13 protein-coding genes and 1 other RNA gene are annotated in these 21,379 nt (G+C 60.3%); 7 read left to right on the top strand and 7 right to left on the bottom strand.

From position 1 onward, the window contains the following. Positions 1-45 precede the first annotated feature (45 nt). The gene (locus GSQ81_RS15330) at positions 46-2,034 is read left to right on the top strand and encodes a phospholipid carrier-dependent glycosyltransferase (RefSeq protein ID WP_318523800.1); all 1,989 of its coding nucleotides are present in this window, start codon (positions 46-48) and stop codon (positions 2,032-2,034) included. 28 nt (positions 2,035-2,062) lie between these two features. Here the strand turns inward: GSQ81_RS15330 and hpnI are convergent, their stop codons facing one another. The 3 genes from hpnI to GSQ81_RS15315 are packed head-to-tail and all read right to left on the bottom strand — an operon-like array spanning position 2,063 to position 5,771. After that, positions 2,063-3,229, bottom strand: a complete 1,167-nt coding sequence (hpnI, locus tag GSQ81_RS15325; protein WP_158911543.1) for a bacteriohopanetetrol glucosamine biosynthesis glycosyltransferase HpnI — start codon at positions 3,227-3,229, stop codon at positions 2,063-2,065. A 43-nt stretch (positions 3,230-3,272) separates the two neighbouring features. Beyond that, positions 3,273-4,526: an ABC transporter permease gene (locus tag GSQ81_RS15320; RefSeq protein WP_158911542.1), complete on the bottom strand. Its 1,254-nt coding sequence runs from the start codon at positions 4,524-4,526 to the stop codon at positions 3,273-3,275. Between the two features lie 21 nt (positions 4,527-4,547). Further along, positions 4,548-5,771, bottom strand: a complete 1,224-nt coding sequence (locus GSQ81_RS15315; RefSeq protein ID WP_158911541.1) for an ABC transporter permease — start codon at positions 5,769-5,771, stop codon at positions 4,548-4,550. A 205-nt stretch (positions 5,772-5,976) separates the two neighbouring features. Here GSQ81_RS15315 and rnpB point away from each other — a divergent pair. Together rnpB and GSQ81_RS15305 are read left to right on the top strand one after the other, a co-directional pair. Beyond that, an RNA gene (rnpB, locus tag GSQ81_RS15310) (RNase P RNA component class A) lies at positions 5,977-6,428 on the top strand. Positions 6,429-6,657: 229 nt separating this feature from the next. Beyond that, entirely contained in the window at positions 6,658-7,359 is a 702-nt protein-coding gene (locus tag GSQ81_RS15305) for a TIGR03435 family protein (protein WP_158911540.1), read from the top strand. Between the two features lie 33 nt (positions 7,360-7,392). On the opposite strand, the gene GSQ81_RS15300 is transcribed toward GSQ81_RS15305, so the two are convergent. From GSQ81_RS15300 to GSQ81_RS15285, 4 genes are all read right to left on the bottom strand, one after another. Further along, positions 7,393-8,358: a VWA domain-containing protein gene (locus tag GSQ81_RS15300; RefSeq protein ID WP_158911539.1), complete on the bottom strand. Its 966-nt coding sequence runs from the start codon at positions 8,356-8,358 to the stop codon at positions 7,393-7,395. Positions 8,359-8,418: 60 nt separating this feature from the next. Next, complete coding sequence (gene ruvA, locus GSQ81_RS15295) at positions 8,419-9,015, bottom strand: Holliday junction branch migration protein RuvA (protein WP_158911538.1); 597 nt, start codon at positions 9,013-9,015, stop codon at positions 8,419-8,421. A 127-nt stretch (positions 9,016-9,142) separates the two neighbouring features. After that, on the bottom strand, positions 9,143-12,478 hold the full coding sequence (locus tag GSQ81_RS15290; RefSeq protein ID WP_254060227.1) for a TonB-dependent receptor: 3,336 nt from the start codon (positions 12,476-12,478) through the stop codon (positions 9,143-9,145). Between the two features lie 303 nt (positions 12,479-12,781). Further along, positions 12,782-15,436, bottom strand: a complete 2,655-nt coding sequence (locus GSQ81_RS15285; protein WP_254060226.1) for a TonB-dependent receptor — start codon at positions 15,434-15,436, stop codon at positions 12,782-12,784. Positions 15,437-15,825: 389 nt separating this feature from the next. Between GSQ81_RS15285 and coaBC the strand changes: the two genes are divergently transcribed. The 4 genes from coaBC to GSQ81_RS15265 all read left to right on the top strand — a co-directional run bounded on the left by coaBC (position 15,826) and on the right by GSQ81_RS15265 (position 21,109). Then, positions 15,826-17,061: a bifunctional phosphopantothenoylcysteine decarboxylase/phosphopantothenate--cysteine ligase CoaBC gene (gene coaBC, locus GSQ81_RS15280; protein ID WP_158912268.1), complete on the top strand. Its 1,236-nt coding sequence runs from the start codon at positions 15,826-15,828 to the stop codon at positions 17,059-17,061. Between the two features lie 302 nt (positions 17,062-17,363). After that, positions 17,364-18,275: a 3-methyl-2-oxobutanoate hydroxymethyltransferase gene (gene panB / locus GSQ81_RS15275; RefSeq protein WP_158911537.1), complete on the top strand. Its 912-nt coding sequence runs from the start codon at positions 17,364-17,366 to the stop codon at positions 18,273-18,275. Between the two features lie 314 nt (positions 18,276-18,589). After that, positions 18,590-19,423, top strand: a complete 834-nt coding sequence (gene panC / locus GSQ81_RS15270; protein WP_158911536.1) for a pantoate--beta-alanine ligase — start codon at positions 18,590-18,592, stop codon at positions 19,421-19,423. Positions 19,424-19,786: 363 nt separating this feature from the next. After that, on the top strand, positions 19,787-21,109 hold the full coding sequence (locus tag GSQ81_RS15265; protein ID WP_158911535.1) for a GGDEF domain-containing protein: 1,323 nt from the start codon (positions 19,787-19,789) through the stop codon (positions 21,107-21,109). Positions 21,110-21,379 lie beyond the last annotated feature (270 nt).

Raw genomic sequence — 21,379 nt, 5'->3', positions numbered from 1 at the left:
TAGTCCAGCAACAAACGCACGTCATCTCGACCGAAGCGAAGCGCAGTGGAGAGACCCCTGTATTTCTCCTTCGCCGTTGCCGCTACCAATCTCACCCCTCGCCGCAAATACACTAAAGACGTGCCTCCCCTCACCGACACCGCGCCAGCCGCATCCGCTCCCCGCCGCAATCGCCTCGTCCTCATCGCGCTGTGGCTCTTCTTCTACGCCAGCTTCACGCTGCTGACGCCGCCGCTGCTCGACGACGCCGATTCGGTCCACTCCGAGGTCGCCCGCGAGATGCTGGTCCGCCACGACTGGGTCACGCTCTACGCCAATGGCATCCGCTATCTCGAAAAGGCACCCCTGCTCTACTGGAGCATCGCCACCAGCTTCAAGCTCTTCGGCGTCCACACCGCAAGCGCAAGGCTCCCGCTCGCCTTCACCGTTCTCGCGCTCGCTCTGGCCATGGAAGTCTTCGGCCGCCGCGCCTTCGGCTCCGCTCGCGCCGGGCTATATTCCGCACTCATCCTGCTCTCCAGCTTCGGCATCTTCATCTTCACGCGCATCACCATTCCCGACGTCGCCGTCTGTCTCTGGCTGACGCTGGGAATGCTCTGCTACTGGATTACCGAGCAGCAGGACCAGCCGAGCCGCCTGCTCTGCTGGGGCTTCGCCGCCTGCTGCGCCCTCGATGTTCTCACCAAGGGACTCATCGGCATCGTCTTCCCCGTCCTCATCGTGCTCGCGCATCTATTGCTGACCCGCTGCGTTCGTGGAACTATCACTCGCATCCGCCAGTTCTTTCCGGCATCGAGCGTCCTCCTCTTTCTAGCTATCGCAATCCCGTGGCACGTCTTCATTGCCCTTGCGAACCCGACCCAAGGCCATCCCGGTAACCTCAGCTTCGCCCACGGCCACTGGACGGTTCCGGGCCCGACTGACGGCAACGTCCATGGCTGGCTCTGGTTCTACTTCGTCAACGAGCAGGTGCTCCGCTACCTCAACCTCCGCGTGCCGCGCGACTACGACACCGTTCCCCTCGCGCTCTTCTGGGGCCTGCTGCTCATCTGGCTGATGCCCTGGAGCGCCTACCTCTTCAAAGCTCTTGCTACAGTCCCCTGGATCAAGTCGCTGCGCCGCCAAGCACTCGACGCATCGCAAAGCACGCTCCTTCTGCTAGGCATCTGGGCAGCGCTGCCCATGCTCTTCTTCAGCTTCTCCACACGGCAGGAGTACTACGTGCTGCCCACGCTGCCCGCGCTCACCCTGCTGATCGCCGCATGGCTGGCCAGCGAAGCGGACGAGGCCGAGTCCTTCACCGTGCCCAACCGCCTCGCCGTCGCGGGCCAACGCATCTCGGTCGTCCTTCTTGTGCTCGGCTCCATCGCCGCACTGGCAGCAGGATTCTTCATCCTCCACTCGCAACCGCCCAGCCCCAACACCGAGCTCGCAACGATGCTAAGCCAGAACCCCGGCGACTATGCACTCTCCTTCGGCCACTTCCTCGATCTCGACACCCGGGCGATGGGGGCCTTTCGCACGCCGCTCATCATCACCGCCATCGCGCTCTTCGGCGGAACGCTGCTGAACTGGTTGCTGCGCCGCAACTACAAGCCCCACGCCGCCAACCTCTGGCTCGCTGCCGGAGCCTTCGGCTTCCTGCTGGCCGCGCACCTCGGCCTGCAGGTCTTCTCTCCCATCCTGACTTCCTATAAACTCGCGGAGACAATCGCACCGCAGCTAAAGTCTGACGACCTGATCGTCATCCACGGCGAGTACGAGAGCGGCAGCACCCTCGGCTTCTATCTCCACCGTAACAACATTCACATCCTCAATGGCCGCAGCTCCAATCTCTGGTACGGCTCCTTCTTCCCCGACGCGCCGCCCATCTTCGAGGACAACGCCTCCATCGCCCTCAAGTGGACCGGCGTCCGCCGCATCTTCCTCTGGCAGAGCCTCGACGATCCGCTGCCATCGCTGCCGGGTAAGGCCTACTTCATCGCACAAAGCGGAGGCAAAGAGATCCTCAGTAATCAGGCAGCGTCGTACTGAAGCGAAGCCTTTCACGCGCCAGCAAAGCTCAAGCCCGCGTAATCCGTCCATTACGCAGATGAAACCGCTCCCCGCGCCACACCACCGTATCGTCGGCAAAGCTCCACGCCCAGAAGCCGAGGCCGAAGAAATCCCGCAGCGGCAACAACCATAGATCGCGCAGCACCTGCCCATCGCGCAGGATGCCGACGCCGACCGAAAGCGCCACCGCGACCCGCGCCAGCACCACGACGCTCAGCAACGAAAAGCTCCACAGCGCAAAGCCGCTGGCAACGCAGTTCATCAGCGCCCACGGCAGCGCATAGGTAATTCCCAGGCCGACGTAACCCAGCTTGCGCGAATCGCGCGTCGACCGTGACCAGCGTAGTTGATGATCACAGAAGCCGCGAAAGCGATACGCCGGAACCGTAGTATCGACCACCTCGTTTGATAACTCGACACGATAGCCCGCAGCAGCAATGCGCGCGCCCATCTCATAGTCGTCGGCGAGATACTCCGTCAGCGGCTCCAGCCCGCCTGCCTTTGCCAGCGCCCTCCAGCTCATCGCCAGCGTCGAACCAAGGCCGAACCGAATGCCATGCTCCAGCTTGCGCGCGGTCAGAACGCCGGGCAGAAAATCGGTCGAGATGCCCAGCGCCTCCAGCCGCGACCACAATGTTCGTCCGCTACCGGTCTCAGCCGTGCGGCCGATATACGGAGCCGTCACCATGCCCACCGACGCATCCGCGAAACACGCCATCACGCGGGTGAGATACAGCGGCGAGACATAAATATCGCTGTCATTGATCAGCACATGCTCGTATCGCGCCTCACGCAGCATCTGCACCAGGTTGCTTACCTTGCCCGAGGTTCCCAGCCGCTCGCGGCATTCCACCAGCCGAATCACGCAGTCAGGAAACTCCGTCTGTAGACGCCTTATCTCCTCGACTGCCGGATCGTCCATACTGCTCACGCCAAATAGAATCTCAAAGTTGCCAGCGTACTGCTGGCGGCAATGGCTCACCAGACCGGCATACATCTGCGGATCGACGCCCTTCACAGGCTTGAGAATGCTGACGTCAGGAGCAAAGCCCTCTGTCTTCGGTCGCCGCATCCAGTAGTGCGCGAAGTCCCGTGTCCCCCACAATGCCAGCAGCAGATACGCCAACCCGGCAAGCGTCAACAGTGTAGTGATCGCCTCAATCGCTGTGGCCATGAAGTTAGTCTATCGAACCGGGACGTCGGACCGGGACGCTGGCTTACTCGTACCGCAGCGCTTCAATCGGATTCAAGTTCGCAGCCTTCCACGCCGGATAGATTCCGAACACTAACCCAATCCCGCAGGAACTCAAAAACGCCACCAGCATCCAGACAGCCGACAGCGCCGCCGGGAACAGAAAAGACACGCCCAACGCAAGAGCGCTACCCACGCAGAGGCCAATGACGCCGCCCACGGCGCACAGTGTCATCGCCTCGAGCGTGAACTGCGTCAGAATGGTCTGCTTGGTCGCTCCAATCGCCTTGCGTATACCGATCTCACGCGTTCGCTCGGTCACGCTCACCAGCATGATGTTCATGACGCCGACGCCCCCCACCAGCAGTGCCACGCTCGACAGCGCAACCAGCAACAGAAAAAGTCCGCTCGTAATGTTGTTCCACAAGCGTGTCAGCGAGTCGGTGCCGAAGATGGCGAAGTTGTCCGGCGCAGCATTGGCTACCTTGCGTCGCCGCCGCAACAGTTCAGTCAGCTCATCCTCGACCAGCGGCCGGTTCTTCGGATCGTCATACTTCAACGTGATCCAGTAATCCAACTCCTCAGGATGCATGTAGTGGAACGTCGTAATCGGAAAATAAGCGTGGTTATCCTGCGGATTCTTTCCTCCGCCAAACGCCTGCTTCTGCTTTTCCAGCACACCGACGACAGTGAAGACCATTCCCGACGCCTGCACCTCTTTGCCCACAGCGCTCTGGCCGGGAAACAGTTCATCTGCGGTATCGCTGCCCAGCACCGTTACCTCGGCGGCGCGCTCCTGATCGCCCTCGTTGAAGAACCGCCCCTCGCGCATGTCGAGTTCGCTCACATCCTTCTGCGCCGGGGTATCGCCTTCGAGGATGGTGCCCTGCATGCTCTTGCCGCCGCCCTTGATGGAGGTCACTCCTGCACGGTCGGGTGCGGTGTTATCGGTGTACTGCAGCGCAGGCGAGACCGCCACCACATGCGGCAACTCACGCATCGCCATCGCGTCGTCGTAGGTCAACTGCTTACGCGTCAGCATCTCGGTCGTGGGCCGCTGGCCGAATACCGGGAAACGGAAGACGAAGAGAACGTTCGACCCCAGCGACTTCACCAGATCCTCAACCCTGCTGTTCAACCCGTTCACGACTGACGAGATGATAATCACCGTCATGACACCGATGACGATTCCAAGAATCGTCAGACCGCTGCGCAGCTTATTCATGCGCAGAGTGTCCAGTGCCATCGTTACCGTTTCCTTGACATCGCCAATCCGCATAAAACTTGCCTTCCCGAGTTCCTAATCAGCCCGTAACGCCACAATCGGATCCAGTTGCGCAGCCTTCCGCGCCGGATACACCCCGAAGAAGATGCCCGTTGACGTCGCCATGAACAGGCCCGCAAGCACGCTCCAGAACGCGACAGTAGAGGGAAATCCAGCGACCACCGTGATGACCTGCGCCACAATGATGCCGCCAATCACGCCGAAGGCTCCGCCCACCAGCGCCATCGTTCCCGACTCGATCAGGAACTGCATCAGGATGTCTTTCGGTCGCGCACCCAATGCCTTTCGTATCCCGATCTCTCGCGTCCGTTCGGTAACGCTCACCAGCATGATGTTCATAATCACAATGCCGCCGACCACCAGTGAAATGAGCGCAATGCCGCCGGCGACCGCGCCGAAGGAATTTGTGATCGTGCTGAAGAAGCCGACCAGAGTGTTGTTTGTATCCAGCTCAAAGGAGTCCGGCACTCCTGGCAGATCGTGCCGCTGCGACCGCATCAGCACTCGCACCTCGTCAGCCGCGTCATCGAGTATCAGTCCTGCCGAACCAGCCTTGACGTAGATCGTGACCGACTTCTGAGTTCCGTAATTTTTTTGATACGAGGTCAGCGGCACACCGACCCAGTTATCCTGGCTTTGGCCAAAGGTGCTGCCCTGTTTCTCGCTGATGCCGATGATCGTATACGGCGTCCCATCCACGCGCAGTTCCTGCCCCAGCGGATTCTGACCGGGAAACATGTGATCCTGAATATCCGTCCCGATGATGGCGACATTCGACGCACGTTCCTCGTCCGCTTCGGTAAACCCGCGGCCCTGTTCGATGTTCAGATTCTGCAATGACGGCATCTGCCACGTATAGCCGCGAATCTGAGTATCGGTGACCGACTGCGTTCCACGCACAATCGTGCCCGTGGTCGCCTGCTGGGCTCCAATGCCGACGCAGCGCTTGCAATTTTCCTTGACATAGAGGAAGTCGGAATAAAGGACATTCTTTCTCTTCTGATACCGCTGGTAGTCCTCGGAGCTGGTAATGATCTGCGGCATCTTCGACACCGTAAAGACATCCGCGCCGTAGCTGGAGAACTTCGTCGTGACGTACGTGTTCGCGCCGTTGACCAGCGTGACCACGGCGATGACGCTGGCCACGCCGATGACGACGCCCAGCAGGGTCAGGATCGACCGGAGCTTATTGGCCCACAGCGATTGCAACGCGATTTTGACGGCCTCTTTGAATTCCATCGATATCCGTTCCGGGGGTTCCGATTGAGACTACCAGCCCAGCGAGAGCAAAGCGAGAGGCCCGGCAATGTCTTATACGAAAGCAGGTTGCGGTTAGTTCGCCACCGGGTGGCCCATGTCCGGACTTTCGGACATGGGATTTGGAGACATGGAATTTCGGACATGAAAAAGCAGCTACCCTGTCCCCTGCGGTACACTCAACCTTGCAGGCGGCTGGATGATCGCTGCCGTCCGCGCCGCAAGGTGTCGGACGGGGGAGGAAAGTCCGAACTCCGCAGGGCAGTGTGCCGGATAACGTCCGGGACGGAGGTTTCAAGACCTCTGGACGGCAAGTGCAACAGAGAACATACCGCCCGCCTCGCGCAAGCGGGGAAGGTAAGGGTGAAAAGGTGCGGTAAGAGCGCACCGCGCGGCCAGTAATGGACGCGGCAAGGTAAACCCCACACGGAGCAAGACCAAATAGGCAGGGATCGCACCGCTCCTCTTCAGGCGGGCGAGCGTATCGGCCCGATGCGCCCAGGCGAAGAGACCGGCGGCGAGCGAAAGTTCAATGCCAGAGCCGAAACCTGCGGGTAGGTTGCTGGAGCGGCTCAGTAATGTGTCGCCTAGAGGAATGATCGTCTAAAACAAAATTCGGCTTACGGGCCGCCTGCAAACCTCATGGCCCCGGCCGTCACAAAAGACGCCGGGGCCGCTATGTTAGGCTGGTGCGCGGTTAAGCCACTTCGCGCTGCGGACAATTCCGACGTGATGCAGTGACTCTTTTAATCATTGTTGAGGAGCCGAAGCATGAGGCAGGTCTTGCAAACGAGTTGCGTCGCGGTGAGCGTGGCAATTTTGGCCTTCTGCGAATATCTCGACCGCACAGCCGCAGCAGGCAAAGTCTTTGCAGTTTGAAGTGGCCGTCATCAAGCCGGGCAAGGCGCCGGCCGGCCATCCACTGGGAGAGTCGTCGTCTTCGAACGGTGGACCGGGGGGACAGTTTCGGATGGTGAATGTGCCCTTAAAGCAGTGGGTAGAGATGGCACTCTCGGTTAATGATTATGCCCTGAAGGCACCCTCGTGGCTCGATACCTCCCGGTTTGATCTGGATGCAAGACTGCCTGCCAACCAAGATCCTAAGCCCGAGATGTTAAAGGCACTCTTGATCGAGCGATTTGGATTGAAATGGCACGAGGAGCTTCAGAATGTGTCCGGCTTCGAGCTGGTTCCCGACAAAAAAGTCCTGGTCCAGTCTACGAGCCTGCTGGAACGGCTCAAAGGTCGTGGGTCGAGCTCCGGTCCGGGGTTAATTGGCGGCACCAATATGTCGATGGCGGAGTTTGCGGAGGCGCTGGGGAAGGTACTTGGAAGGCCCGTTGTGGACGCAACGCATCTGTCCGGTGGCTATGATTTCAAATTGATGTGGCGTCCGGAGAGCGATGCGACAGCGGACGAGTGGAAGCGACATGGAATCGATGTCGATAACCTTCCTGATTCCATAACTACCGCGCTGCGGGAGCAATTGGGGCTGCGGCTTCAGAGCGCCAAGGTGCCATCGAAGATCGTCGTCGTGGACAACATCAATCGTCAACCTACCGAAAACTGACCCATTCGTTGGATTTTCTTTGCGGACACTAAATTAATGCATCGGCGCATAGTACCCGGAACGAACCGTAAGCCTGTCTACCCGACCCGGCATCATCAGGTCGATGCGGTGAAAGGAGCCATCGTGCTTCACCTCTGGCGGTGTGTAAATCAGGCGATATTGGTTGCGAAGGTCCGCCTCGATCACACGCAGGTCCTCGTATATTTCAGCCGGAGAATCGCTGTCGCGGAAGGCACGGCCACCAGTCTTTAAGGCTAATTCCGTCAACGTCCTCTCTCCCTCGGAGCCAAAATCAGAGCCCACCGCACGAAAGGCATAGACGGCTGTATTAACCCTCTGACACATGGCAACAGCCTGTTTCAGAGAGACATGGCTGCTATCGTCCTCGCCATCGGAAAAGAGCATGATGAAGTTGGCGCTGGCCGCATAGTTGATCTTGCCGAACTCGTAATGGCACGTTGCATACAGCGTATCGAAGAGGGCCGTCGTGCTGCCAAGCAGGCTCACCTCGCTCGCCGTGGCCCCGCGTATGCCCGTGGTAAGCGCGACCGGATCGCTCGTCCAGGGCTGCAATATCTTCGATCGGTCGCCAAAATCAACAACGAAAGCCTGGTCCGTTTGCTGTCGCAGCAACGATTGCGCGTATTTACTTGAGATCGCACGAACAGCAGCAAGATGTTCGAGCATCGACGAACTTGTATCCACCAGAATAGCGGCGCGAATGGGATAGTCCCGAAGCAACTCGAAGGCAAGGACCTTCCGTGGTGGCTTGCCCCTGTCCAGAAGGCTCAATTCGCTGAGCTTCAGGTCGTTGACAGGAAGGCCGTGGGCATCTTCCGCGTGGAAGTTGAGGATGACTTCATCGATAGCGACGCTGAGGTCATAACTCCCCGCGCTTTGAGCGGTCGTCACGCTGGTATTTGTCTGCGAGTCAGTGCGCCGCGCCAGAGCAAAGAGCGGAAAGATCACTAGCCCGCAGATAATCCATGATCGGCGCATCCCCTATCGCCTCGCACTTTTGCAGCATTTCTATACAGCCATAACCCGAACCTGATGATCCTACCGAATCGCCGCCATCGCCGCCCGGAACAGCGTCTCGAAGTCCTGCGCTGCCTCAGCATCTTTCGCAGCAGTGGTCTCAATCGCCTTCTGCGCAATCGGTCGAGGATAACCAAGATTCACCAGCGCCGAGAGCACATCGTCTCCCGCCGGGCCATGATGCGCGCCCGAAGAGGCAGCCACTGGCACCGCCATATCGTCGAGCTTGTCCTTCAGCTCCAGCACCACCCGCTCGGCCGTCTTCTTCCCAATCCCCGGAATCCGCGTCAGCGTAGCGTGGTCGCCCGAGCGAATCGCCGTCACCAGCCGGTCGGCGGCGATGCCGCTCAGCACCGTGATCGCCAGCTTCGGCCCGATGCCGCTGATCGTCAGCAGCTTCTCGAACAGCCGCTTCTCCTGCGTCTCCGCAAAACCGAACAACGCGAGCTGGTCCTCGCGAACATGCGTATAGATGTGGAGCGAGGTCTCAACACCCTCCGCCGGAAGGCTGGTGAAGGTAGCGACCGAGATCGTGGCACCATAGCCCACGCCTGCGCATTCAATAACAGCTTCGTTCGGGCTTTTGGAGAGGAGACGGCCTCGGAGATGGACGATCATGCTTCGCTGATTGTATCCGGTAAGCCCACCCCAAAAACAAAGAGATGCCACACAAGCGGGTGCCCCATGTCCCGCTTCTGGGACATGGGTTTCAGACGCCGCGTCCTGCTACATCAGGAGGAACCGTCTAGAAGTGGTAGCGCAGAGCAAACTCCAGAATGCGCGGATCGGCAGCCGCGGTGGCCTGCCCATACGTGCTCGAACCGAAGCTCGTGCCGATGGTAGTGAAGTTCGTATGGTTGAAGATGTTGAACGCCTCCGAGCGGAACTCGAAGAAGTTCGACTCGGTGAAGTGGAATTCCTTGTAGAGCGACATATCGAAGTCGACCAGCCCCGGCCCCTGAATGCTGCCCGTCGCTCCATTACCGTAGAAGCCTGCCTGCGGAGCAATGAAGGCTGCCGTGTTGAACCACTCCGCCTTCGTCTTCGGCCCCTGGATGCTGGTACCGGCGACGCGGTCTGGTCGCACCGCATTGCCCTGATTGGTGGTGCTGAGACCGGGCGACAGCGAGGTGCCGCTGCGCAACGTCGTAATGTCCGAGAGCTTCCAGCCGCCCAGCACACCGCCCTTGAAGCCCTTCGTCTCGCGCAGAAACGGCAGATTGTAGATGGCTGTGATCGAAAGCGACTGCGGGAAGTTCAACCCCTCGGCGTTGCCGTAGTAACGCGAAGGATTGTACGGATCGATGGCGCTGAACGTGCCGCTGACGTGGTCGGTAAGGTCGTGCGACCACGTATAGGCAACCGTAAGGAAGAGGTTGTTCGTCACCGGATGGCGCAGGCTCAGCTCCAGCGCGTTCCAGTTCTGGTTCTGCCGCGAGGTGTAGGTCGTGATCGCGGCATAGCCCTGATACGGAGCGAACTTATACGGCGTGATCTTGCCGGTATTGATGCTGGGATCGAAGTCGTAGATCCCGGTGTGCGGCGCAGCGTTATAGTTCCACGTTCCCACCAGGTGCCGCGCCTGGCTCGACGCTCCAGCCGCAGAGGCGATCCAGTTGCGCGCAAACTCGTGCTGCAAACTCAGGCTGTAGGTGTGCACCTGCGTCGCCTGAATGTTCTGGTCGGCAGCCGTAATCGCGCTGATGGTCGCCGCCTTGGCCGTTCCCGAGCCCACAGGGTCGGGGAAGTTGGCATTCTGCAGGTTCGCCGACTGCAGCCGCGGAGGATTGATCGCGCAGTTGAACGAGCAGTCCTGGTTGGTGAAGATGCGCGTGTAGGTAATGCCGTAGCCGCCGCGCAGCGACGTCTTGCCGTCGCCGAACACATCCCACGCAAAACCGGCGAGCGGCCCGGCGTACCAGATGTGGTTGTTCGAAAAGTTGTTCGGTATCCCGTTCGTCCCATTGGTCACAAGGCCGTTGAGCGGGTTATACGCCGGTGTCACGGTGATGGTCGCATCGTTGTTGACGATGGGAACATTCGCCGGATTGAACGCCGAAGGAATGAAGTTCGTCTCCGACTGCGGGGGCCCATAGGGCAGCGGCATATGGAACAGGCGAATGCCCGCCGTCAGCGTAAGGTTCCGCGTCAGGTTGATGCGGTCTTCCACATAGGGGGAGATCTCCATCGCATGTACCGCCACGCGAGGCTGGTCGCTGGTCTGCGTAAACGTCGCCGCCTTGCCGAACAGAAAGTCCGCAAGCGCATCGTCCTGTGTCACCCCGCCGGACTTCGGCGCAGTGGCCGCTCCAGTAAAGGTGAACTGGCCATTGGTCGCGCTGCCGGGGTTCTGCCGCTTGGTATTGAAGACCACAGTAATTCCAGCCTGGAAGAAGTGGCGGCCATGCAGCCAGCTCCAGTCGTCGCCCACCGTGTCATCGAGATCGGAGGCATGGGTCAGCGGACGGGCAGCAGCGATGCCCTGCGGCGCGATGCCTCCGCTGAAGGTGACCAGCGGAAGCCGGTTGGAGAGAAAACCGTTATAGGGCAGAGAGGTCTGGAAGCCGGGCACCTGGTCGACGAAGGCAGTACCGGTAAGGTTCAAATCAAGATCGAAGATGTTCATGGCCATGCTCGTCGTATTGACCATGTTCGGCGTCAGAATCTGTGTCAGCGCAAGCTGCGCAAGCTTATTGTGCGTGTAGTCCGTCTCGCCGTTGGTGTCGAAGATCTCACCCGCCTGCGACCCGTTCAGCGAGTTCTGCGCATACTTCTGATACTCGTCGAGATACTCGCCCAGCAGGTGGAAGCGCGCATTGAAGTTGTGGTCGATCTTGATCTCATCGTCGCGCTGTACCGTCACCTGTCCCTTGGGATTGATGTAGTTCGTGCTGCCGCTGCCGACGAAATTAGGCAACGGATACAGCGCATTGAGAAACGCCGTGGAGTTCGAGTTGATCTCACCCGACGGAATCACATATTGGCCAGCGCCGTTCTTCGCAACGGGCGCGCCCGTGTTGGGGTCTACGATCGGCGAGTTGAAGATGCCGGCGCGCTGATTCGCGGTCGGCGTCACACCGGTCAGGTTGGTCGGAACCTGGTGCAGAATCACGCCCTGCTGGCTCCAGAAGAAGAACGTCTTCTGCTTGCTCGTGTTGTAAAGATGCGGAATAAACAGCGGGCCGCCGATGTTATAGCCGAAGATGTTCTGCTTGTAAGGCAGCACCGAAGACGCAAAATAGGGCTTCGAGTTCAGCGCATCGTTGCGAAAGAACTCCCACGCAGCGCCATGAAAGCTGCTGGTCCCGCTCTTGGTCTGCAACAGCACGACGGAAGCACCCATCAGGCTGTAGCGCGCGCTGTAGTTGTTCTGCAGCACGCGGACCTCTTCAATCGAATCCGGGTTCGGAATCACCGAGGTCTGGTTCATGTTGCCGGTGTCCTCATTCCAAACGCCATCCAGCGCGTAAAAAGTGCCGCTCTGCGCCAGCCCGTTCACCGAAAGCGCATTGTTGGTGGCTCGACCACCGGTCGTCAACGCCACTCCGGCGGAGGTGTTCTGCACGCCCGGCATCAGCGAAGCCAGCCCCTGATAATTGCGCCCATTGATCGGCAGCGTCGAGACCTGCGCCGCATCCACCGAGGCCGAGTTCTCAATCGTCGCCGTCTCCACCTGCACCGCATTGGCCAACACCGTGACGGAAGTAGACGCCGAGCCGGGCTGCAGCGTGCCGTTGACCGTCGCCGTCGCCGCCGGATGCAGCACAATGCCCGTCAGCGTATAGGTCTGAAAGCCCGGGCTGGTAATGCTGACCGAATAGGTCCCCACCGCAAGCCCCGGAGCGATAAAGCTGCCGTCGCCGTTCGATTGTATGGCCGTGTCCGTCTTGGTCCCCTCGTTCCGCACCGTGACCTTGGCATTCGCGACAATGGCTCCGGTAGCGTCGGTGACAGTCCCGGCAATGGTCGCAGTCGTGGACAACTGCGCCTGAAGCCTGGGGCTGAATACGCAGGAGAGCATCAGCACAACGAGAGCGAGGAGAGAGCAGAAGAAGGGAGGGGAGAGGCGGCGAACGAGCATAGGTTCCTTAATGGTTATTTCAATGGATAAACATTTTCGTACGTGGTTGAACTTTACAAGACGCAAATTCGGCATGTCAACGAAATTCGCAAAAATGGCCGGACCTCTTGAGCCTTCCCCTGCCACAACCGCACATTTCATCTCAACCGAAGACGGGTACAAGGCGGGTGCCCCATGTCCCGCTTTTGGGACATGGGTTTCTCCCCATCACACCCACACCAGCGCCATCAGGAACCACAAAAAGAAAAGCCTCTTCCTCGCAACAAACTGCGAGGAAGAGGCTTCGGAGGAAAGTGCTGCGCTCTAACGGCCCGGCGAGAAGCCGAAGGTCACCGACAGAATAATGCTGCGGCCCGGCAAAAGGTTGGGGTTGTCGGCCAGGTTCACTCCTCCGGTGTATCCGGGAGAAGAAGTCGTCGCTCCGACAAACGGGTTCGTATAGGTCAGTCCGCCTGAGGTGAGCGAAGAGGCTACCAGCGCTCCTCCGGGCGTCACGCTGGTAATGTTGTGCGAGCCCATCAGGTTGTTGACGCTTAGCCGGATCTTGGTCTGGTCGAAGTGCGATGCGCCGCGAATGGTGTAGTTGATATACGCATTGCTGACGTTGTAGGGATCGTCGCGCAACTGGTTATGGTACGCGCCGTTGTCCTCCCACTTCGAGCCGATACGCTTGTTGAAGACGCCGACGTTCCACCCCTTCTCCTGATAAGTGACGCCCTCAGCCTCGGTGTCCGACGGAGCCTGAGCGACCCACAGCCCCGAAGGGGCCTTGACCACCAGCGGATTGTCAGTCGTGGTGCTCGGACTGTACGCCGTCAGCGTGCCGACATAGGTGGCCTTACCGCGAGTCCCGTTCAGATAGAGGCTAAGCCCATGTCCAAAGTAGACGCTGGTCTCAAACTCACCACCCAAAGTAATCGAGCTGGGTGAGACATACTGAATCGACTCGCCAAAGAGCGCCGAGTTGGGATCGTTGTCAGTCGCCGACGAATACCCGTTCTGGAAGCGGGTGTGATAGAAGTCCGCATCGAAGGTGACGCGCTTGAGCTTCAGCACCGTCCCCGTCTGGTAAGTCGTCGAAGTCTGCGGCTTGGGCGGCGTGCCCACCAGCGCTCCCGCCGTGTCATAGACGCTGCTGGGAGGAACGACGCTACCGGTCGAACCCTGTCCATACACCGACCAGTTGGGCTTGATCCGATAATTAGCATCAAGCGAAGGCAGCCACGAGTGGTAGTTCACCGAGTTGCTGACAGAAGTAAACGGCAGGCCCGTAATCGGATTGGTGCTGCCGATCTTGCCGCCGTTGTCGGCGAACTGTTGCAGGTCCATGGTGTAGAACGCGAACTTGAGGCCAGCCGTAACGCTGAGCTTTTTGGTGGCCATCCACTGGTACTCGGCATAGGGCTGGTAAGAGTTGGTCCAGAACTTCTCGCTGAAGTTAGGCAGCACATCGTCCTTCAGCGTGAAGGGGTTCGAAGGGGCCTGGTGGCGGTTGGTCGCAGCCCACTCATACCAGAGGCCCGTGCGGAAGATGCCATGGCTCGAGGTCTGGCTGACGGCCAGCGTCTCGCCGTACTTGCGATAGCTGTTGTATTTATCGACAGCGCACGGACTGATACCCTTTACCGGCGTCCCGCAGACAGTCGGGTTGATCGGAGCGTTCTTGGGTTGCTTCGCGTAATACTCCGAGTTGTCGTAGTTATACGTGTAGGGCTTGAAGTCGAGGCTCCAGCTATGCGCCAGTTGCGAGTTGATACCGACATACTCGAAGTCCGTGGGCACATGGTAGTAGTTGTACTTGTAATAGTTCGCCTGCGTGGTGTCGGTCTTCTGCAGCAGGTAGTTATCGCCGTTGGCCAGAATCTGCGCGCGCGTCGAAGCAAGGTTCGGCGAGTTGGCATCCAGCCAGATCACACCGGTAAAGCCCGTCAGCACCGTCTTGTCCGACAGCCGGTACTGATACTTCAACGACCCTGCGTTTCGCGTCTGATAGTTCAGGGTCTGGTAGCCATCCGATGACATGTGGTGCACATCGACAAAAAGATTCGACTTTTTGTTCGCCCCGCCGAAGTCGCCCGAGTTGAAGCTGCCGTCGAAGAGGAAGGTGTTGAACGAGCCATAGGAGACGCCGCCGCGAAGGTTACGCTCCGAAGGCATCTGCTTCGACAAAAGGTGGATCGAGCCGCCGAACGGCGTAGGCCCAATGGTCGAAGCCGTTCCCGGACTGCGGTCGAAGTCTACCCCACCGATCCACTGCGAAGGGAAGAATGCCCACGAGTGGTGCGAAGGCGTGTTGGTGTCGTAGAACGGAATCCCATCGAAGTCGATGTCGTAGTCGCCATCGGCAAAGCCGCGGAAGTTGGTCGTGCTCTGGCCAAGGCCGACGCCGTTCGAGTTGGTCGTCTCCGTGCCCGGCACCATCGCCACCAGCTCGCTATAGTCGGCAGTCGGCGCGGTGTAGTTCTGAATAAAGCTGGTGTTCACCTCGGTGCGCGCCGAGCGCTCGTCGAGCGGCGCATCCATCGGCGCCAGTTGCGCGGCGATGGAGTTGGTGCCGCCCGCATCGACCGTCACCTGCTGCGAAAAATTGCCGAGGCTCAGGGAAAACGTGAGGCTCTTCGGCTGGTCAGCCAGCACCCGCACTCCTTGCTGCACCGCAATCGAAAATCCCGGGGCCGAGACCGACACGGTATACACACCCGCCGGCACATCGCTGATCGAAAAATGTCCGCCGGAATCAGCGTTGGCCTTGCGGGTAAAGTTGCTCGAATCGCTCTTCAGCAGAACCGTGGCGGCGGCCAGCATGTTGCCGCCCGGATCGGCGACGGTTCCAGTGATCGTGCTTCCGCCCGAGACAGCCTGAGCAAACAGCGAGCTCGACTGGAGGGGAGCGAAGCAGGGAAGGGAAAGAACTGCGGTGAAGGCCAGGGTACACATGCGTCGTGGCGGCAAAGACATCAGGAGGTTGCCTCTTAGGTAGGGAAATTAATATTTGCTAAGTCCTGAGTGTGAGAGCAGCACATGACGAGAGAGTGAACACCGTGTTGCAGCCGTGTTACTTTTCAACCCCACGCAACCGCAGCCCAAACGCACGACCGAAGGCGGGTGCCCCATGTCCCGCTTTGGGACATGGGTTGAACCACCACAAAAGCCACGTCGTCTCGACCGCAGCAGCACAACCGCACGTCATCTCGACCGGAGCGCAGCGCAGTGGAGAGACCCCTGTATTTCGCCGTTGCCCTTGCCTGTTCTTTCATCGGCATACACCCACAGCCCTCAACCCCAGTGCAAGCCCACGCACGACTATGAGACCATCGCCCTTAGCAACTTTTTGGGAGTGAATGCGTATGTGCGCCCAGCGCCTGAAGGTCACAGTCGGAGTCTCGGGAGGCATCGCCGCTTATAAATCGGTGGAGTTGGTGCGTCTGCTGCAGGACGCAGGCTACGATCCCCATGTCGTCATGACCCGCGCCGCCGAGGAGTTCGTGCGTCCCCTGACCTTCGCCGCCATCACCGGCCACAAGGTCATCACCAGCCTCTGGAGCGAAGACGCCGGAGTTGGCTCCGAAGCAGACGAATCCGGCATCGAGCACATCAACGAGGCGCAAACCACGCAGGCGCTCATCGTCGCACCAGCCACCGCGCATGTGCTCGCCAAATTCGCCCACGGCCTCGCCGACGACTTCCTCTCGACCATGTATCTCGCGACCACCGCCCCCGTCATCATGGCTCCCGCGATGAACGTGACCATGTGGGACCACCCTGCCACCCGCGCCAACGTAGAAACCCTCCGCGCTCGCGGCGTCACCTTCATCGAGCCCGGCAGCGGCTATCTCGCCTGCGGCATGGTCGGCGGCGGCCGCCTCGCCGACAACACGGCAATCCTCGCAACGCTGCAATCAGTCCTCGCCTCAGCCAACATTTCAACCAACGACCTCACAGGCGAAACCGTCATCGTCACCGCCGGAGGAACCCGCGAGGCAATCGACCCAGTGCGCTTCATCGGCAACCGCTCCAGCGGGCGCATGGGCTTCGCCCTCGCCGAAGCCGCGCAGCGTCGCGGTGCCCGCGTCATCCTCATCGCAGCGCCCACCACCATCGCTCCCCCGGCAGGCTGCGAGGTCATCTGCGTCACCTCCGCCGCCGAGATGCAGGCAGCCGCATTGCAGCGCCTCAACGAAGCCACCATCGTCGTCATGGCAGCGGCCGTAAGCGACTACACCGTCAAGAACGCAACCCAAAAGCTGAAGCGCGACGGAGCCCGCACCCTCGAGCTCGAACCCACCGCCGATATCCTGCGCGAGATCTCCACGCGCAGAAATCCCGGAACGCTGGTCATCGGCTTCGCCGCCGAGACCGAAGACATCCTCGCCAACGGACGCGCCAAGCTCGAGCGCAAAGGCGTGGACGCCATCGTCGTCAACGACGTCTCCTCCCCCCACCTCGGCTTCGACTCCAAAAACAATGCAGGCACCATCCTGACCAAAGACCACGAAGTAGCAATCCCTCCCACCACTAAAGCCGCCATGGCCGAGCGAATCCTCGACGAGATCAAAAGACTGCGCACCCTGCCTACCTCTTAATCTCTGAACCGCATCACCGCACACAACCCACCACAAAAGATCATCATTTCGACCCATCAAAAGCCGGACACATACAAAACGCACGTCATCTCGACCGAAGACGTGCAGCTTCATCGCACGCCGTAGTGGAGAGACCCCTGTATTTCGCCTTCGCGATCTCTAACCCCCAGCCACCACCCACTCTTGCCACCACCCTTACCCAGCGCGTACCCTTAAGGTGCTGCCGGAGAAATCCCGGCGACAGGTGGTATCCGGCCAAAGCTGCATTTCGCAGCAGCGGCGGAGCTGCACTGGAGATTGCAATGAGTCTGACCACGTTTCGCCCCTCCGCCCCCGAGCGCACGGCCGGAGATCTCAAGTTGTCTCCCAAAGTCACCGTTCCCTCCCTCCTCGACAAAAAGCTCTCCCGCCAGCCCATCACCGTGGTCACGGCATACGACTACGCCAGCGCCCGCCTCGTCGATGAGGCCGGGCTCGATATCATCCTCGTCGGCGACTCGCTGGCCATGGTCATGCAGGGCCACGAGAACACGCTGGCCATCACCATGGACGAGATGCTGCTCTACACTCGAGGCGTCCGCCGCGCCGTCCGCCGCGCCCTGCTCGTCTCCGACATGCCCTTCGGCAGCTACCACGTCGACGACCGCGAGGGCGTAGCCAACGCCCTCCGCTTCGTGAAAGAAGCTGGAGCCGAGGCCGTCAAGGTCGAAGGCGGCCGAGAGCGCACCGCGCTGGTGCGCCGCATCGTCGACGCGCAGGTCCCGGTCATGGGCCACCTTGGCCTCACCCCACAGAGCGTCCATCGCATGGGCGGCTACAAGGTGCAAGGCAAAACTCTCGCTGCAATCGAAGACCTGCGCGCCGACGCCCTCGCGCTCGAAGACGCAGGCTGCTTCGCCATCGTGCTCGAAGGCGTCCCCCGCGAGCTGGCCAGGATCGTCACCGCAGAGTTGCACATCCCCACCATCGGCATCGGCGCCGGGCCCGACTGCGACGGCCAGGTCCTTGTGCTGCACGACATGATGACCATGACCTTCTCTCCCCCGGCCAAGTTCGTCCGCCGCTATGCCGACGTCTCCACCGTGATGCGCGAGGCCCTCGGCAACTACAAACGCGACGTCGAAACGCGCCAGTTTCCCTCCGACGCCGAGAGCTACCACCTCTCACAGGAGATGCGCGACCGCATAGCCTCACTCGCCGAAAAAGCAGGCTAACCCCTGAGCGTCCTTTTGTTTGTCATTCCCGAAGGGGAACAGGCGTGGCTTCCTTTTGTTTGTCATTCCCGAAGGGGAACAGGCGTGGCTTCCTTTTGTTTGTCATTCCCGAAGGGAATCTGCGTTTGCTCGAATCGTCAAAACTACATCTGGAGGAGAACCTCTCTAGCCGAAGCACTATCCATCATTCACAAAAATCCCAAACCCACGTCATCTCGACCGGAGCGAAGCGGAGTGGAGAGACCCCTGTATTTCGCTTTTTCCGTTGTCTGTTCTTACACCAATAGCTCAACCAACCCCGGACACCTCAAAGTATGAAGATCGTCGAAACCGTAGCCGAGATGCAGCACCTCTGCCGCAACCTGCGCACCGACCACGCTCCCCTCGGCCTGGTCCCCACCATGGGCGCGCTGCACGCTGGGCACCTCTCGCTCGTCCGCCGCGCCAAGTCGGAGTGCGCCTCCGTCGCCGCCACCATCTTCGTCAACCCGCTCCAGTTCGGCCCCAACGAAGACCTCGCCAAATACCCGCGCACCTTCGACGAAGACTGCCGCCAACTCGCCGCCGAAGGCGTCCACCTGCTCTTCGCGCCCACCCCGGCCGAGATGTACCCCTCCGGCGCGGCCACCACCATCAGCGTCTCCGGCATCGGCGACCGGCTCGACGGAGCCTCCCGCCCCGGCCACTTCACCGGAGTCGCCACCGTCGTCGCCAAGCTCTTCCACATCGCCCAGCCTCATCGCGCCTACTTCGGCCAAAAGGACGCGGCGCAGCTCGCCGTACTGCGGCAGATGGCCCGCGACCTCAACTTCGACCTCGACATCGTCGGCTGCCCCATCGTCCGCGACGCCGACGGCCTAGCCCTTAGCAGCCGCAACAAATACTTAAGCTCCACCGAACGCACCGAGGCCCTCGCTCTGCACCGCGCCCTGCGGCGCATCGAGCAGGCCATCGCCCAGGGCGAGCGGCAAAGCGAGCGCCTCATCCAACAAGCGCTGCCGGAGCTGGCCAACGTAAAACTCGACTACCTGGCCACCATAGACGCCCAAACCCTGCTGCCGGTCACCACAGTCGACCCCGGAACACTGATCGCCGTAGCCGCCTGGGTCGGCCAGACCCGCCTGATCGATAACCTTCTAGCAAATTGAGTTAGGCCCGGCCCACCACAGACGCACGTCATCTCGACCGCAGCGCAGCGTAGTGGAGAGACCCCTGTATTTCGCACCTGCCGTTGCCTGTTCTTTCCCCCAAACCGCTCACGCTCTCGCCCACCGTTGCCGATAATCTCCACTGGGCCACGTAAGTGCAGCTATACTGGTACATCTTTTGAAAGAAATAGCTCGAAAGTTGCAGAAAACTGATCTGCGTCGGTTCGCCGACTGTGACAGACTAATCAGAACCGGACATCTAGCTTCTAAACGGTAATTAAAACAGTTACTTGACTAAAATTTAAGGGAGCCTCCGCAGAGATCGGGCCAGATTCTGACCAGTGTTGGGAACGGCGGTTTTTTATGGAGTCCAATTCGATCCACAATCAGGTCACCAGAGAGATCGAGCGTCTCTCCGGCGTGAAGTTAGAGTGGCCGAAGCTGCCGCCAATCCTGGAGGAGCGCTTCGAGCAGAACATCTCCCAGCAGCGGTCCACCCTGCTGTGGTACCAGGGCCTCATCGCCATTGTCCTGTTCGTCCTCTTTGCCGTCATTGACTACTTCATCGGCGACGGCGCCTCGTGGAGAGCGATCATCCTGCGCGCCGCCATCATCACCCCTCTGGCGCTGCTGGTCAATGCCACCATGCGCTGGAACCCCGGAAAGATCTATCGCGAGACCAGCGTCGCCCTGGTCATCATCCTGGTCGGCCTCTCCGAGCTTTACATCGGGAGCGGCAGAAACCCCGCCGCCTCAGCCTATGCGCAGACCGGGCTGATTATCGCCATCCTCTTCGCCAATCTGGTCATGCGCCTGCCCTTCAGCTACGCGCTCGCCTCTTCGGCCATCCTGTTTTCCGGCGATCTCGTCTTCCTCCGCTTCGATCACTTCCTCAGCCCCTCCGATCAACTGCTCGGGCTTACGCTGACCGGCTTCGCCACCCTGATGTCGCTCGTCTCCAACTTCAGCTTCGGTCGCCAACTGCGCCTCGTCTACCTCATGCTGCTGCGCAACGAGATGCAGAGCGAAGAGCTCGCATTCGTCAACGCCGAGCTGCACCGCATCTCCAGCCGCGACAACCTCACCGGCCTCGCCAACCGCCACTCCTTCGAGCTTTATTGCGGGACCCTCTGGCAGCAGGCCCTGGCCGAAGGTTCGCTGTTGTCCGCCATCGTCATCGATATCGACCGCTTCAAGGCGGTGAACGACCTGCGCGGCCATCTCTACGGCGACAAGGTCCTCACCCGCGTCGCGTCGCTGCTGCAACAGTCGCTGCGCGGCAAAGACGACTTCGCGGCCCGCTTCGGCGGCGAAGAGTTCGTCGTTCTCCTCCCCCAGACCTCGCAGCGTTCCGCGCTGATCGTCGCCGAACGCATCCGCAAGCTGGTCGAGGTCGCCGGTTCCCCGGCCGTCGAGGCAGCCGAGCCCGGCACCGTCCTGCCGACCACGGTAAGCTGCGGCGTCGCCACCTGCCTGCCCGGCGAGGGCTTCTGCATCGAAGACCTGCTCGAAGCCGCCGACAAGGCGCTCTACGAGGCCAAGCGAAGCGGCCGCAACCGCGTCTGCTCCGGCGAAGTCTCCACCTCAGGCGGCTCCTATCGCTCCGACGAGAGGTCAGGCAACCGCATCGGCGCACAAAGCGAATCGAACCTGCGCGCCACCGCCCGCAAAGTCCTCTGGGGCTAAGCCGCTCCCAGACGCACGTCATCTCGACCGAGGCGAAGTTTGTTTGTCATTCCCGAAGGGAACCCTGCGTTTTGCTCAAATCACCAAAACCACATCTGGAGGAGAACCGGTCCAGGCGGTATCCACGACGTTGCATTTGAATGTTGAGGGCGTATCGACCTATTCCTCTGGGTAGGTAGTTGCTTCTATGCAGGAGTGATGAGCTCTCAACACCAACTCCGCGCTGAAGGCGCGGTCTATACCAGCATGGGGCGCAGCCCCATGGACCAT

Source organism: Granulicella sp. L56 (genome assembly GCF_009765835.1).
GTDB lineage: Bacteria > Acidobacteriota > Terriglobia > Terriglobales > Acidobacteriaceae > Edaphobacter.
The sequence above is the reverse complement of the archived record's forward strand: the minus strand, read 5'-3'. Positions and strand labels throughout refer to the sequence as shown.